The sequence below is a fragment of the Acidovorax sp. BoFeN1 genome (assembly GCF_003345135.1).
GTDB lineage: Bacteria > Pseudomonadota > Gammaproteobacteria > Burkholderiales > Burkholderiaceae_C > Acidovorax > Acidovorax defluvii.
The window spans coordinates 65,039-79,634 of the sequence record NZ_QOZT01000011.1; the positions used below are offsets into that span (position 1 = coordinate 65,039).

A 14,596-nucleotide genomic window follows, 5' to 3' on the forward strand; every position below is an offset into this window, starting at 1 on the left:
GCCATGATTGAATTTATCGACCTCAAAGCCCAGCAAGCCCGCATCAAGGTTCAGCTGGATGCAGCCATTGCCCGCGTGCTGCAGCACGGCCAATACATCCTGGGCCCCGAAGTGGTCGAGCTGGAAGAAAAGCTGGCCGCCTACACCGGCGCCAAACACTGCATCACCGTGGCCAACGGCACCGATGCCCTGCAAATTGCCCAGATGGCACTGAGCATAGGCCCCGGCGATGAAGTCATCACCCCCGGCTTTACCTACATTGCCACCGCAGAAACCGTGGCGCTGCTGGGCGCCAAACCGGTATATGTGGACATTGACCCGCGCACCTACAACCTGAACCCGGCATTGCTGCAAGCCGCCATCACGCCGCGTACCAAAGCCATCATCCCCGTGAGCCTGTATGGCCAATGCGCCGACTTTGACGCCATCAACGCCATTGCCGCCCAACACGGCATACCGGTCATTGAAGACGCAGCCCAAAGCTTTGGCGCCACCTACAAAGGTCGCAAAAGCTGCAGCCTTTCAACCATTGCCTGCACCAGCTTCTTCCCCAGCAAACCCCTAGGCTGCTACGGCGACGGCGGCGCTATTTTTACCAATGACGACACCCTGGCAACCGCGTTGCGCCAGATAGCCCGCCACGGCCAGGACCGGCGCTACCACCATGTGCGCGTGGGCGTGAACAGTCGGCTCGACACCCTGCAAGCCGCCATATTGCTGACCAAACTGAGCATCTTCGACGAAGAAATGGCCCTGCGCCAGCAAGTGGCCGAGCGCTACGCTGCATTACTCCCCCCCCCTCCGAGAGAGGGCGGGGGTGGGGGTGAGGGCGAGAACATCACCACTCCCTATATCGAACCCCACAACACCAGCGCCTGGGCGCAATACACCATCCGGGTCAATAACCGCGATGCAGTGCAAGAAAAACTCAAAGCAGCTGGCATCCCCACCGCCGTGCACTACCCCATTCCGCTGAACCGGCAACCCGCTGTGGCCGACCCCGCTGCCCAACTGTCGGTGGGCGATGCACTGGCGCAGCGGGTGCTGAGCCTCCCCACGCACCCCTATCTGGATAAAGACAGCATTGCCCGCATCGTGCAAGTGATACTCAACAGAAACTCAAGCCGCCCATGACCACCACCCCCACCGACATCCGCTGGCAACAACGCCTGGCCAGCTACCACAAGGCGCGCCAGCGCCTAGTCAGCGCAGTGCAACTGGCAGCCGCCCGGCCTTTGTCCGACCTGGAAAAACAAGGTCTCATCCAAGCCTTTGAATTCGTCTTTGAACTGGCCTGGCAGGTGATGAAAGACTATTTCTTGTACCAGGGCAACCCGGAAATCAGCGGCTCGCGCGACGCCATCCGCAGCGCCTTCAAGAACGGGCTCATCACCGACGGCGAAGGCTGGATGGAAATGATCAAAAGCCGTAACCAGACATCGCACACCTACAACGAATCGGTGGCCAATGAAATCTGCGAAAAAATTCTGCGCAGCTACCACCCGCTGTTTGAGAAATTCGAAGTCGACATGCAAGGCAAGGCAGACTGAACATGCCAAAACTCTATGGCTTGCCTGAAGATGTCATCGCAAAACTATGCGGCATATTCAGCCAATACCCAGCCATCCAAAGCGTGCTGCTCTACGGCTCACGCGCCAAGGGCAACTACCGGCCAGGTTCAGACATTGACCTGAGCATCCAGGCCCCCACCCTGGGGCTGTCCGACCTGCTGGCCATAGAAAACCAGATCGACGACTTGCTCCTGCCCTGGACGGTGGACTTATCCCTGCTGCACCACATAGACAACCTGGAGCTGATCGACCACATTCGCAGAATCGGCACCCCGTTTTATGAACAACCTGTGAGCCCCGCGCACGGCCTGCGCACCGGCTTCAAGCAGCCCGTAAAAAATAATGGCTCAATAACACTCAAAACCTTATGCAACAAGCGCGAGCAGCTATAAATATCGCAGCAAAACAACACAGCCTCGCCCATTAACGCTTCCCAGCCTGCGTTGACTGCACGGCAAAAGCCCACCATGCACACACAACCCCAGCCGTTGCCCGAACCTCTGTTTGCCCGGGTACGCCAGCTGATTCATGCGGCGCGCCTGCGGGTGGCCAGCGCGGTCAATGCCGAACTCACCCAGCTTTACTGGCATATCGAGCGCCGCATCAGCGCCGAGCTGCTGCAAGGGCAGCGGGGCCAATACGGCAAGCAGGTGGAGGCAGAACTGGCACGGCAACTGACAGCGGACTTTGGCAAGGGCTGGAGCGAGCAGCAGTTGCGCCACTGCCTGCGGTTGGCGGAGGTTTTTGCGGATGAGCAGATTCTCTCTACGGTGTGGAGAAAATTGACCTGGTCTCATCTGAAGGCTCTGATTTACATCGACGCCCCACTCAAAAGCGACTTCTATCTTGAAATCTGCCGTCTCGAATGCTGGAGCGTGCGCCAATTGCAAGAGCGCATCAACTTGATGTTGTTCGAGCACACCGCCATCTCCAAAAAAACCTGGAAGCACCATCCAACAAGGGCGAACAGCTGGTGTTTTTATAGCAAAGAGCAATGCCATGATTCGCTGCGTCACCCAGCCCAACTCACCACCTTTATTGGCGAATGCTGAACACAGATATACCTGTTCACTTAAGGGAAAACGGCGAGCCTGGGGTGAAGTCGCTGTAGATAGGGCCGCCTGTGTGCAGGGCTGCTGTCCCAGCAAAGATCTGGGCAATGGGATGCCCTTAGCTGCCGACACCGCCACGTAGCTGCTAGTACGTGATTCCCTGGCCATTCGTATCGGTAGTAACGCCTTGAAATTTCGAAAACAACTCGCACTGACGCTAGTCATCCAGAGTATTGGCGGTGGCAGCACATTGCTGGCGATGCTGTGGATCGGCATGAAATCTGGCCCTGAGCAGCAGGGGCAATTCAATCAACTGAAATCGTTGATTGATCTAAGCATCGCACTGGCCGCCATGGGAATCCCCCAAGCTCTATACGTTTATGTGCAATCGAATCAAATGAGCTTCAACCGTGCCTGGAAAACCAGCCTTTGGATTGGGCCACTGGGTATGGCAACAGGTGCGGTCGTTATGTTGTGGAGCACACAATCAAGCCCTGCACTGATAGCAGTTGTTGGTGCAACTGCTGTTGCGGGTTGTCTCCATGCGCAATGGCGTGTACTTACGCTACTCTCACCGCAAACAATATGGTTCAATCTCGTGACGGTAGCGCCTCAAGTCTTGTTGTTGCCGATTGCTGCATGGATAGCAGCATCTGGTCATGCTTCACAACTGGGAATGTCTAATGGAATGTTACTCGCATGGGCGACTGGTGCTGTGGTTGCCGGTCTGGTTTTGAAAAGGCTGCCCGCTCGCCCTCTCTACAAAGAAGCAGTCCCAATTCAAAAAATATTCACCCATGGTTTGGCCACTGGTGTGACGGGCTTTCTGAGCATACTGACCATAGTGCTCATGCAAAAGGCAGCCCAGCAATCATTTGGCGACGCCGGGATGGGAGTTATTAGCATGGCGATGCTTTTGACTCAAATTCCAATGACACCATTGAATTACGCATTGCCTTTATTACTAAAAAATCGTTTAACGCAGCTCCACACTCCTCAATATTACAGCTATTTTTTAATGGCCACGACCGCACTAATGATGATTTTAGTCTGCGCAGTCTGGCTACTCGGCGCTGTACGCAGTGATCTCTGGATGGGTTTCGCCTACTCTGGAATTCATCTGTTATTGGCCATTTTTTTACTGGCTGGCTCTGCAGAAATTGTGCTTCGAATAATGAGCGTAGAAGCACAGGCAACCATGCGGCCATGGAAGTCCACCCTTGCTGAGGCGGTGCGCGTCTGCACACTGTTGGGTCTGTGGCTAGGATCACAAAGTGAACGCAACCCACAAACGCTTGAAATGCTAGCGACTTTTTGGCTCATTGCGACCATCGCTGCAATGGTAACTTTCAAGCTGAGCAACAGATACTCAAGGCTTCTTCGTGGATAAAATCGTTGCACTCACCCCTACCCTTCAATACCATAGGAAAATTGTCCTATTGGGTCCCGGCAACTCAATTCACATACAGCGATGGGCCAATAGTTTGACTGCTCGAGGATTAAAAGTGCATTTAATTACTGCACATGAAACCCTGAAAGAAATTGATCCCAATGTCACGGTGCACCGGCTTAAATTATCTGCACCATGGGCTTACCTTGCCGCTCAAAGTGAAGTCAAAAAATTTATTAATTTAATAAAACCGGATATTTTGAACGCACACTATGCAACTGGATATGGACTCTTAGCAAGAAATGTTCGATTTCAGCCTACACTGCTTTCAATTTGGGGCAGTGATGTTTATGATTTTCCCGAAAAATCAATTTTTCACAAATGGCTTGTTCGCAGCAACCTGCAATCAGCCAATGCGATTGCGTCAACAAGCGAATGCATGGCGCAAAAAACATCGTCTATATGCAAAACAAAGAAAATTCACATCACTCCATTTGGAGTGGATGAAACAATTTTCAGGCCATCATTAATCAAAAAAGAATCCAATAAAATCACGATTGGTACTGTTAAATCATTATCAAAAAAATATGGTATCGACACATTGATTCGTGCGTTTGCGCTGGCTACTAAACAGCTTGGTACCGCCTTCAATTTACACTTAGAAATAACCGGAGGTGGCCAGGATGAGGCGAAGCTTAAAAAGTTAGTAGCCCGATTGGGTATCGCTCCGGCCGTGACGTTCCACGGCTCAGTTCCTCACGAGAGCGTGCCGGACATGCTTGCGCGGCTAGACATTTTTGTAGCACTAAGCCGAGATGAAAGCTTTGGTGTCGCCGCAGTTGAAGCCGCGGCTTGTGGACTACCGGTGGTGGTCTCTGATGCGGCCGGCCTCGCCGAGGTGACAGTCCACGAGAAAACGGGGTTTGTCGTACCAAGAAACGACCACCACGCCGCAGCATCTGCACTTGTGCGACTGATTACAGACGCCAATCTTCGCGAAGAATTTGGACGTGCTGGGCAACAGCATGTATTGCTCAATTACACCTGGGAAAAGTCCCTCGACAAAATGATCGAGGTCTATCAAGCCGTCGCAAATGAACATCTCCGGGCGCCCATAGTGAGTCAGTGCCAGCATGAACATCCTTTACCTTAACCACTACGCTGGCACCCCCGCCTTGGGCATGGAATACCGCCCCTACTACCTGGCGCGTGAATGGGTGCGCGTCGGGCATGCGGTGACGGTGGTGGCGGCCAATTTTTCGCATGTGCGTGCCCGCCAGCCGCAGGCCGGGCAAGAAGAAGTGGACGGCATCACCTACCGCTGGCTGCCCACGCCGGGCTACCAGGGCAATGGCTTGGGACGTGTCAAGAACATCTGGAGCTTTCTGCGCCAGGTGTGGCAACTGACGCCCGCGCTGGTGGCAGCCTGCAAGCCGGATGTAGTGGTTGCATCCAGCACCTACCCCATGGACATTTGGGTGGCACGCCGCATGGCCCGGCTGGCTGGTGCCAAGCTGGTGTATGAAGTGCATGACCTGTGGCCGGCCTCGCCCATGGAGCTTTCGGGTATGCCATGGTGGCACCCGTTCATTTTGCTGTGCCAGAAAGCAGAAAACGATGCCTACCGCGACGCCGACCGGGTGGTTTCCATGCTACCCAACGTGGCCATCCACATGGCGGCGCATGGGCTGGATTTGCAAAAACTGCACAACGTGCCCAACGGAATATCTCCTGAAGAATGGGGTGGCCCAGCGGAAGCACTGCCGGCCCCACTGGCGGCGCACCTGCAGTCACTACGTGCGGCCAATCGCATCGTGGTGGGCTACGCTGGCTCGCATGGCGTCCCCAATGCGCTAGATGTTTTGCTGGATGCAGCTACTTTGATGCAACATGAAAATATGGCGTTTGTGTTGGTTGGCGACGGGCACGAAAAAGAGCGCTTGGCGCAGCGTGTTCAGGCTGAGGGTCTGCACAACGTGCGGCTTTTTGCGCCGGTTGCCAAGGGTCAGATACCCGCGCTGCTGCAACAGCTTGACATTGCCTACATCGGCTGGAAGCGCGTTGCACTGTACCGCTTTGGCATCGCCCCCAACAAGCTGATGGATTACATGATGGCGGGCTGCGCGGTGTTGCACTCGGTAGAAGCAGGCAATGACCCGGTAACCGATGCGGGCTGCGGCCTGACCGTGGCGCCCGAGTCTGCCGCCGCAGTGGCGCAGGGGCTGCAGCGCCTGGCCCGCACCACACCCGAGCAGCGCCAACAGATGGGCGCACGCGGCAAAGCCTATGTGCTGGCGCACCACACGTACCCGGTGCTGGCCCGGCGCTTCATCGAGGCCGTGGCATGAAACCTCTGGACGAACCCCAGGCCATTGCAGAGCGCTACACCCGCCGCGCGCCCCATGATGACCGCTACAGCTTTTTGCGCCCCGAGGTTTGCCTGGGTGTGCAAGAACGCCAGAGCGTGATGTTGCACATGCTCCGCCAACAGGGCGTCACTGACATGGCCGAATTGCGTTTGCTGGAAGTGGGCTGCGGCACGGGCGGTAACCTGCTGGAGTTTTTGCGCATGGGCTGCGCGCCCCAGCACCTGGCGGGCATCGAACTGTTGCCCGAGCGATATGCCCAGGCGCGCCAAGTATTGCCGCTGGACGTGCGTTTGCACGAAGGAGATGCCTTGCTGGCCGATGTTCCGCACGCATCCCAAGAAGTGGTGCTGGTCTCCACGGTGTTCTCGTCGGTGCTAGACCCAGATTTTCAGCAGCGGCTGGCCGCGGCCCTGTGGCAATGGCTGCGCCCCGGTGGCGCCGTGCTCTGGTACGACTTTACCTACAACAACCCACGCAACCCGGATGTGCGCGGCGTGCCGCTGCTCCGCGTGCGAGAGTTGTTCCCGCAGTCGCGGATTACGGCGCGGCGGGTTACGCTGGCGCCGCCCCTGGCCCGGGCGTTGGTGCGCGTACACCCTGGGCTGTATGGCCTGTTCAACAGCGTGCCTTGGCTGCGCACCCACATCCTCTGCTGGATCGAAAAACCATGAGCGCCCCCTTCCTGCCCTTCGCCCGCCCCGACATCACAGACGCCGAGATTGCCGCCGTCACCGAGGCCCTGCGCTCGGGCTGGGTGACCACCGGGCCCAAGGCTCGCGAATTCGAGCAGGCCTTCACCGACTATCTGGGCTGGAGCGGCCTGCAAAGCATCGCCGTCAACTCCGCCACGGCCGGCCTGCACCTGGCTCTGGAAGCGCTGGGCATCGGCCCGGGCGACGAGGTGATCGCGCCCACACTCACCTTCACCGCCACGGTAGAGGTGGTGCGCTACCTGGGCGCCGACCCCGTGCTGGTAGACGTGGACCCGGTGACGCTGAACATCGACCCCCAGGCCGTGCGCGCCGCTATCACGCCGCGTACCAAAGCCATCATGCCGGTGCATTACGGCGGGCTGGCCTGCGATATGGGTGCCATCCTGACCATCGCGCGCGAGCATGGCCTCAAGGTCGTTGAAGACGCTGCGCACGCCCTGCCCACCACCTGGCAGGGCACGCTGGTGGGGCAACTGGCGTCCGACGTGACCGTGTTCAGCTTCTACGCCAACAAGACCATCACCACCGGCGAAGGCGGCATGGCCGTGACACGCAACCCGCAGCTGGCCGAGCGCATGCGTGTGATGCGCCTGCACGGCATGAGCCGCGGCGCCTTTGATCGCTTCACTTCCAAGACCCCGGCGTGGTACTACGAGGTGGTGGCCCCCGGCTTCAAGTACAACATGACCGACGTCGCCGCCGCCATGGGCGTGGTCCAGCTGCAGCGCCTGCCGCAATTCGTGCGGCGCCGTCAGCACCTGGCAGCGCGCTACCAGGCGCAGCTGGCCCCCTTGCCCCTGGTGCTGCCTGCAGACGCGCCGGCGGGCGACGTGCATGCCTGGCATCTCTATGTCATCCGGCTCGCGCCAAGCACGCACCTTTCACGCGACGAAGTCATCCAGGCCCTGTCGGACCGGGGCATCGGCACCAGCGTGCACTATGTGCCACTGCATCGCCATCCCTACTGGCGCGACCGCTATGGGCTCACGCCGGAGCAGTTCCCCCAGGCCGACACGGCCTATCACGCCATGCTCAGCCTGCCGCTGTTCACCGCAATGACGGACGCCGACCAGGACCGGGTGATCGCCGCGCTGCACGACATCCTCGCCTGATGGCCAAGCGCCTGTTCGACATCGCTTTCGCCCTGCTCGCCCTGCTGCTGCTGGGTCCCCTGCTGCTGGCCGTGGCACTGTGGGTGCGGCTGGACTCGCCCGGGCCGGTGTTCTTCCGCCAGCAGCGCGTGGGACGTACCGGCCAGTTGTTCGATATCTACAAGTTCCGCACCATGCAGACCGGCGCCGAAGCCATGGGCCCGCAGATCACCGTGGGCGAAGATGCCCGCATCACGCATGCCGGGGCCTGGCTGCGCCGCTCCAAAGTGGACGAGCTGCCGCAGTTCATCAATGTGCTGCGCGGCGACATGAGCGTGGTCGGCCCCCGCCCCGAGGTGCCGCGCTACGTGGCGCAATACCCCGCCGATGTGCGCCAGGCCGTGCTGTCCGTGCGCCCCGGCATCACCGATCTGGCCTCCATCGAGTTCCGCGACGAGAGCGCGCTGCTGGCCCGAAGCCAAGACCCGGAGCGCACCTATGTGGAACAGGTCCTGCCCGCCAAACTGCGCCATGCCCAGCAGTACGTGCGCACGCATTCGCTGTGGCTGGACCTGCGGATCATTGCCCGCACCGTGCTGGCCGTGCTGGGCCTGCGCACCGCGCGGCCCCCGGACAGCGCCGATAGCCCATAAAATCAACGGTTTGGCTGGCAACAGCCCCCTTTTTCCTGCCCCGTAGCCACGGCACCTATGTCAGAACAAAACCACGCCCCCGCCCCCCACGACGAAAACCAGCTCATCGCCGAGCGCCGCGACAAGCTGCGCGCCTTGCGCGAGGCCCATGCACAGGGCGCAGGCGTCACGTTCCCCAACGATTTCAAGCCGGCGCACCACGCTGCCACGCTGCAGGACCAGCACGCCAGCAAGGACGCACAATCGCTTGAAACCCACGCTGTTCATGTGAGCGTGGCGGGGCGCATGATGCTCAAGCGGGTGATGGGCAAGGCCAGTTTTGCCACCGTGCAGGATGGTTCGCTGGGCGAAACCGGGGGGCGCATCCAGCTCTACATCACGCGTGACGCGCTGGGTGAAGACCTGTATGCGGCCTTCAAGCACTGGGATCTGGGCGACATCATCGGTGCCGAGGGCACGTTGATGAAGACCAAGACCGGCGAGCTGTCGGTCAAGGTGACCACCCTGCGGCTGCTGACCAAAAGCCTGCGCCCCATGCCCGACAAGTTTCATGGCGTGGCCGACCAGGAGGTCAAGTACCGCCAGCGCTACGTCGACCTGATGACCGACGAGGCCGCGCGCAAGCGCTTCGTGGCGCGCAGCAAGGCGGTGAGCGGCATCCGCGATTTCATGGTGCAGCACGGCTTTCTGGAGGTCGAGACGCCCATGCTGCACCCCATTCCCGGCGGTGCCAATGCCAAGCCGTTTGTCACGCACCACAACGCGCTCGAACAAGAGATGTACCTTCGCATCGCGCCGGAGCTGTTCCTCAAGCGCCTACTGGTGGGCGGTTTCGAGCGGGTGTTCGAGATCAACCGCAACTTCCGCAACGAAGGCATCTCGGTGCGCCACAACCCCGAGTTCACGATGATGGAGTTCTATGCGGCCTACTGGAACTACCAGGACCTCATGGGCTTTACCGAACAGCTCGTGCGCGATGCCGCCCTGAAGGCCGCTGGCACGCTGCAGCTGTCGTACCAGGGCCGCGAGGTGGACTTGAGCCAGCCGTTTGCCCGCCTGACCATTCGCGAAGCCATCTTTCAGCATACCGAAGCCGGTGCGCATGTGGACGATGCGGCATGGCTCACCAGCGCCCTCAAGAAGCTGGGCATGTCGGAACAAAAGAACCAGCTTTCGGGGCGCACCCTGGCCAGCCTGCAGGTCCTGTACTTTGAAGAGACGGTGGAAGACAAGTTGTGGCAGCCCACCTTCATCATGGAGCACCCCACCGAGATCTCGCCGCTGGCCCGCGCCAACGACCAGCGCCCCGAAGTCACCGAGCGCTTTGAGCTCTACATCACCGGCCGCGAATTCGGCAACGGTTTCAGTGAGCTGAACGACGCCGAGGACCAGGCCGCGCGCTTTCATGCCCAGGTGGCCGCCAAGGACAGTGGCGACGACGAGGCCATGTATTACGACCACGACTTTGTGCGCGCGCTCGAATACGGCATGCCGCCCGCCGGCGGCTGCGGCATCGGCATTGACCGCTTGATGATGCTGCTGACCGACAGCCCCAGCATCCGCGACGTGATCCTGTTCCCGGCCCTGCGGCGCGAGTCTTGACCGCCTGGTGCCGTTCAGGCGTGGGCGCCCGCCCGCATCCCGGCAGATGAAGGCAGGCGACCCCGCGGTGCAAAAAAGCCCGCCAGCCAATGTGGGCCACAAGGAAACACCGTGACAGCCCCCACGCCCCTGCCGCACCCTTCGCCTGCGGCCCCACTCATCGGGGCCGCATTGGCGGACCACCCATTTTCCGCGCTGGTCGTGAAAGACGTGGGCTCGGTGCGTGCTGCGCTGTGCGTCGCACCCACGCTGCACGGCGGCATCAGGACCTGCGTGCCCGATGACAGCACCAACGCAGAGAGCGTGGTCATGCGGGCCGACCAAGTGTTTCATGCCGCCAAGGTGCAAGGCCGCAACCGCTGCTTCAGTTTTAAGATGCCGATGGACACGGTGGAGCAGTTGAACGGCTGACTGCCGCTGTGCCGCCTTTTTTGACACCATAGCCCCCATGGCCATTTCCCGAATGCAACTCTTGAAAGCCCGCCTGCCCGAATGGGTGCAGGACTGGCTTGAAGTCATCATCCCCGGCTCGCAAATCCTGCTGATCCTGGTTGTGGCATGGCTGTTGCAGCGCACGCTGCGCCGCTTGGTGCGCCGCGCCAGCGCGCACTACCAGTTGCCCGATGAATTGCTGGTGCCCATCAACGGCCTGATCCGTTGGCTCATCATTGCCAGCGCGCTGTTGCTGGTGCTTGAACGCATGGGCGTCTCGGCCACGGTGCTATGGACGGCTTTCACGGGCTTCGCCACCGTGGGCGCGGTGGCATTTTTTGCCGCCTGGAGCGTGCTGTCCAACCTGTTTTGTGCGCTCCTCATCTTCACGGTGCGGCCTTTTCGCATTGGGGACTACATCGAGGTGCTGGACACCGCAGACAAGCCCGGCGCCAAGGGCCGCGTGGTGGATACCAATCTGCTTTACACCACGCTGGAGGACCATGGCGCAGCGGTGGGCCACACGGCGTGGCTGCAGATTCCAAACGCATTGATCTTCCAGCGTGTGGTGCGCCGCTTTCAGGGCTCCCCGCCACCAGCCGAATCCCCTGCGGAGTCACCTGCCCCAACCGCATCGGTGCAAGCCGGTGGCCCCATCAACCCGCCAGCAACCTTGCCTGCCAGCACCGCACCGGGGCCATAGAGCAGACCTGCGACAAAAGTCAGGGCAGCAAATCCAGCGCCTGCAAATAGGCGGGCTGGTACATCAGCTCATCCCACGCCTGCGGCAGGGTTTCGGGCAGCAGCGCCAGGCGACGCGATTCGCTGTCCACGCTGGGCTGCCAGCGGCCCTGTGAAAGGGCAGCGTCGAGGCCGTCGATGAGTTCGTCCACAGCCTCGCCGTTGCCCACGCTCTGGTTGCACAGCAGCACCAGGTCGCAGCCTGCAGCGAGCGCCGCGATGGCCGCATCGGTGTAGCTGACCACCCGTCCATCAAGGCGCCGCGCTCCCTCCATGCTGAGGTCGTCGCTGAAGATGGCGCCGTCAAACCGCATCTGGCGGCGCAGGATGTCCTGCAGCCACCGCTGCGAAAAGCCCGCCGGGCGGCTATCGACCTTGGGGTAGATCACATGCGCCGGCATCACGCTGGTGAGCGTGCTGCTGAGCCAGGGATACGGCGCGGCGTCGTCGGCCAAAATGGCCTTGAGGCTGCGGTTATCGACCGGCACTTCGGTGTGCGAGTCGGCCTTCACAAAGCCATGCCCCGGAAAATGCTTGCCGCAGTTGGCCATGCCCGCCTGCAGCAGGCCGTGCATGAGGCTCTTGGCCAGCAGGGCCACCACGCGCGGATCGCGGTGGAAGGATCGGTCGCCGATGACGCCGCTTCGGGACGTGCCGGGCCGCCCCAAGCTGCCCGAGCCCCCTCGGGGGGCAGCCAGCGCCTGCGCTGGCGTGGGGGCCTCATCCGTCCAGTCCAAGTCCAGCACCGGGGTAAAGCTGAAGTCCACACCGCAGGCCCGCAGCTCTGTGCCCAGCACATAGCCCGCCGCCGTGGCGGCGTTGGTGGCGCGCAGCGCGCCACTGCCGGGCACGGCCTTGGCACCCTTGCCGTCATCCATCCACATGTCACCCAGCGCCCGCATGGGCGGCAGGTGGGTGAAGCCATCGGTGCGAAAACGCTGTACGCGGCCGCCTTCATGGTCCACACAGATCAGCAGGTCATCGCGCACGGCCTTGATGCTGCTGGTGAGCTGCAGCAGCTGTGCGCGGTTTTCCCAATTGCGGGCGAACAGGATCACGCCGCCGGTCAGCGGGTGTGCCAGACGGCGGCGATCGGCGGCGGTCAGCTCTGTGCCTGCCACGTCGAGGATGAGGGGTGCGTGTTCGGTCATCGGGCTTCCAATCGTGAAATTGCTATATAAACAATAGCTGACTGCGCTTATTCAACAAGCGCTAAATGGCTATTTGGCTTGAATTTTCTCCACCACGCAAAAGCTGGCGGCGTAGTCGGTTTCGTCGGTCACACTCAGGTGCGCCGTGAGGCATTTGGCCTCGAACCATTCCCTGAGAGCACCGTGCAACACGATCACCGGCTGGCCGCTGGGCAGAGACCCCACCTCACACGCGCGCCAGGTCATGGGCATGTGCATGCCCAGCCCGATGGCCTTGCTGAAGGCTTCCTTGGCGGAAAAGCGCGTGGCCAGGTAGCGCACGCCGCGCTCGGGCCACCGCGCGCTGCGCGCACGCCAGGTGGCCAGCTCGCCATCGGCCAGCACCTTTTCGGCAAACCGCTCGCCGTGGCGCTCCAGACTGGCCGCGATGCGGCGCACATCGCAGATGTCGGTGCCAATGCCGTAGATCATGGTTTTGAATGAAATATGCCTCTAGCGCTTGATAAATAAGCGCTAGCAGCTATCAAATCAGGAGTTTTTCTCTGCCGCAAAGCCTGCATCGATGCACGCTTGGTAGGCCTGCACGGTGGCGGCATAGCCCAGCTCCAGTGCATCGGCAATCAAGGCATGACCGATGGAGACTTCGAGCACGCCGGGCACCTCGCGCACAAAGGCGGCGAGGTTGTCGCGGTTGAGGTCATGCCCGGCATTCACGCCCAGGCCGGCATCCAGCGCCGCCTGGGCGGCGGCGGCGTAGCGCTTCAGCTCCTCGGCTTGCTGCGGCGTGCCCCAGGCTGCGGCGTAGGGCTCGGTGTACAGCTCCACCCGGTCCGCACCCACGGCCCGGGCAGCGGCCATCTGCTCAGGCACCGGGTCCATGAACAGGCTCACACGCACGCCCAGGCTGCGGCATTCGGCAATCAGTGGCGCCAAGCGCTCGGCATCGTGCGGAAAGCTCCAGCCATGGTCGCTGGTGAACTGGTCTTCGCTGTCGGGCACAAAGGTAACCTGCTGCGGCCCCATGCCCTGGCCCGCAAGCGCGCGGATGAAGTCCATCAGGTTCTGCGACGGATTGCCTTCGATGTTGTATTCGCGGCCGGGCCAGGCCTTCATCAACGCCGCCAGCTCGAACACGTCCTGGCTGCGGATGTGCCGCTCATCGGGCCGCGGGTGCACCGTGATGCCCTGGGCGCCGGCCTGCAGGCACAGCTCGGCCGCCCGCGTGACGCTGGGAATGCCCAGGTGGCGCGTATTGCGCACCAGGGCCACCTTGTTGACATTGACCGACAAGGCGGTGCGGTGCGGGATGTGTTCAGGCATGTTCATAAGGACTGCAGGTCAATCATGAGCTGGCGGGTGCGCAGCGTGGGGCTGCCGCAATGGTATTGCAGCAAGGCCCGCAGCTGGGGTTTGAGTTCGGCGGCCACCGGGGCGCAGGCACGCAAGGTGGCGGTGTAGCTGGCCGCATCGTCCAGCGCGCGCTGCAGCGCTTGCCACTGGCTGCCGGGCAGGCCGGCGCGGTCGGTGGAAGACGCCGCACGCAAGCCCCCTTCGGGCACCAGGGTGTAGCGCGTGTCGGGCAGCAGCGGCGCAAAAGTCATGGTCTGCGCATCCAGGCTGGGCAGCAGGCCGATTTCGCGCAGCAGCAATAGCTCAAAGCTGCGCAAGACAGGCTCCAGCGCATCACCATGCTCGCTGGCGAGCACACGCACCACGCCAGCATAGGCATCGAACAGCGCAGCGTGCGGGTCGGCCCGGGCCAGCAGGCGCAGCAGCAGTTCGTTGAGGTACATGCCCGACAGCAGCGCATCGCCCGTGGGCATCACATGCC

At 61.1% G+C, this 14,596-nt stretch carries 17 protein-coding genes; 13 read left to right on the top strand and 4 right to left on the bottom strand.

What is annotated here, in order from left to right; translation table 11 throughout:
- Nucleotides 1-3 precede the first annotated feature (3 nt).
- From DTW89_RS04650 to DTW89_RS04710, 13 genes are all read left to right on the top strand, one after another.
- Entirely contained in the window at nt 4-1,134 is a 1,131-nt protein-coding gene (locus tag DTW89_RS04650) for a DegT/DnrJ/EryC1/StrS family aminotransferase (protein ID WP_114655071.1), read from the top strand.
- Nucleotides 1,131-1,550, top strand: a complete 420-nt coding sequence (locus DTW89_RS04655) for a nucleotidyltransferase substrate binding protein (RefSeq protein WP_114655072.1) — start codon at nt 1,131-1,133, stop codon at nt 1,548-1,550. Before DTW89_RS04650 ends, DTW89_RS04655 begins: the two co-directional genes overlap by 4 nt.
- A 2-nt stretch (nt 1,551-1,552) precedes the next feature.
- The gene (locus DTW89_RS04660; protein ID WP_114655073.1) at nt 1,553-1,963 is read left to right on the top strand and encodes a nucleotidyltransferase domain-containing protein; all 411 of its coding nucleotides are present in this window, start codon (nt 1,553-1,555) and stop codon (nt 1,961-1,963) included.
- A gap of 75 nt (nt 1,964-2,038) precedes the next feature.
- Nucleotides 2,039-2,623: a DUF1016 N-terminal domain-containing protein gene (locus DTW89_RS04665; RefSeq protein WP_114655092.1), complete on the top strand. Its 585-nt coding sequence runs from the start codon at nt 2,039-2,041 to the stop codon at nt 2,621-2,623.
- Nucleotides 2,624-2,810: 187 nt separating this feature from the next.
- A complete protein-coding gene (locus DTW89_RS19275; RefSeq protein ID WP_147277629.1) occupies nt 2,811-4,013 on the top strand; it encodes a hypothetical protein in 1,203 nt (400 codons plus the stop codon).
- Entirely contained in the window at nt 4,006-5,166 is a 1,161-nt protein-coding gene (locus DTW89_RS04675) for a glycosyltransferase (RefSeq protein WP_201740945.1), read from the top strand. The genes DTW89_RS19275 and DTW89_RS04675 overlap by 8 nt, the downstream gene beginning before the upstream one ends.
- Entirely contained in the window at nt 5,147-6,361 is a 1,215-nt protein-coding gene (locus DTW89_RS04680; RefSeq protein ID WP_114655075.1) for a glycosyltransferase family 4 protein, read from the top strand. The genes DTW89_RS04675 and DTW89_RS04680 overlap by 20 nt, the downstream gene beginning before the upstream one ends.
- A complete protein-coding gene (locus tag DTW89_RS04685) occupies nt 6,358-7,053 on the top strand; it encodes a class I SAM-dependent methyltransferase (RefSeq protein ID WP_114655076.1) in 696 nt (231 codons plus the stop codon). The genes DTW89_RS04680 and DTW89_RS04685 overlap by 4 nt, the downstream gene beginning before the upstream one ends.
- The gene (locus DTW89_RS04690; protein WP_114655077.1) at nt 7,050-8,207 is read left to right on the top strand and encodes a DegT/DnrJ/EryC1/StrS family aminotransferase; all 1,158 of its coding nucleotides are present in this window, start codon (nt 7,050-7,052) and stop codon (nt 8,205-8,207) included. The genes DTW89_RS04685 and DTW89_RS04690 overlap by 4 nt, the downstream gene beginning before the upstream one ends.
- The gene (locus DTW89_RS04695; protein WP_114655078.1) at nt 8,207-8,839 is read left to right on the top strand and encodes a sugar transferase; all 633 of its coding nucleotides are present in this window, start codon (nt 8,207-8,209) and stop codon (nt 8,837-8,839) included. Before DTW89_RS04690 ends, DTW89_RS04695 begins: the two co-directional genes overlap by 1 nt.
- 57 nt (nt 8,840-8,896) lie before the next feature.
- Nucleotides 8,897-10,441 (top strand): lysine--tRNA ligase, encoded by a 1,545-nt coding sequence (lysS, locus tag DTW89_RS04700; RefSeq protein WP_114655079.1) that lies wholly within the window; start codon nt 8,897-8,899, stop codon nt 10,439-10,441.
- A 111-nt stretch (nt 10,442-10,552) separates the two neighbouring features.
- Complete coding sequence (locus DTW89_RS20035) at nt 10,553-10,852, top strand: hypothetical protein (RefSeq protein ID WP_442858095.1); 300 nt, start codon at nt 10,553-10,555, stop codon at nt 10,850-10,852.
- 52 nt (nt 10,853-10,904) lie between these two features.
- Nucleotides 10,905-11,576, top strand: coding sequence for a mechanosensitive ion channel family protein (locus DTW89_RS04710; protein ID WP_236637029.1), 672 nt, complete (start codon nt 10,905-10,907; stop codon nt 11,574-11,576).
- A 19-nt stretch (nt 11,577-11,595) separates the two neighbouring features.
- Here DTW89_RS04710 and nagZ read toward each other — a convergent pair whose 3' ends face one another.
- The 4 genes from nagZ to recO all read right to left on the bottom strand — a co-directional run.
- Nucleotides 11,596-12,765, bottom strand: coding sequence for a beta-N-acetylhexosaminidase (gene nagZ, locus DTW89_RS04715; protein WP_114655081.1), 1,170 nt, complete (start codon nt 12,763-12,765; stop codon nt 11,596-11,598).
- Between the two features lie 69 nt (nt 12,766-12,834).
- Nucleotides 12,835-13,236 carry a holo-ACP synthase gene (gene acpS, locus DTW89_RS04720; protein ID WP_114655082.1) on the bottom strand — a complete coding sequence of 134 codons (402 nt, stop codon included), beginning with the start codon at nt 13,234-13,236 and terminating at the stop codon, nt 12,835-12,837.
- 57 nt (nt 13,237-13,293) lie between these two features.
- Entirely contained in the window at nt 13,294-14,085 is a 792-nt protein-coding gene (locus DTW89_RS04725; protein ID WP_114655094.1) for a pyridoxine 5'-phosphate synthase, read from the bottom strand.
- Between the two features lie 2 nt (nt 14,086-14,087).
- On the bottom strand, nt 14,088-14,596 hold a 509-nt coding region (gene recO / locus DTW89_RS04730), incomplete at its 5' end, for a DNA repair protein RecO (RefSeq protein WP_114655095.1).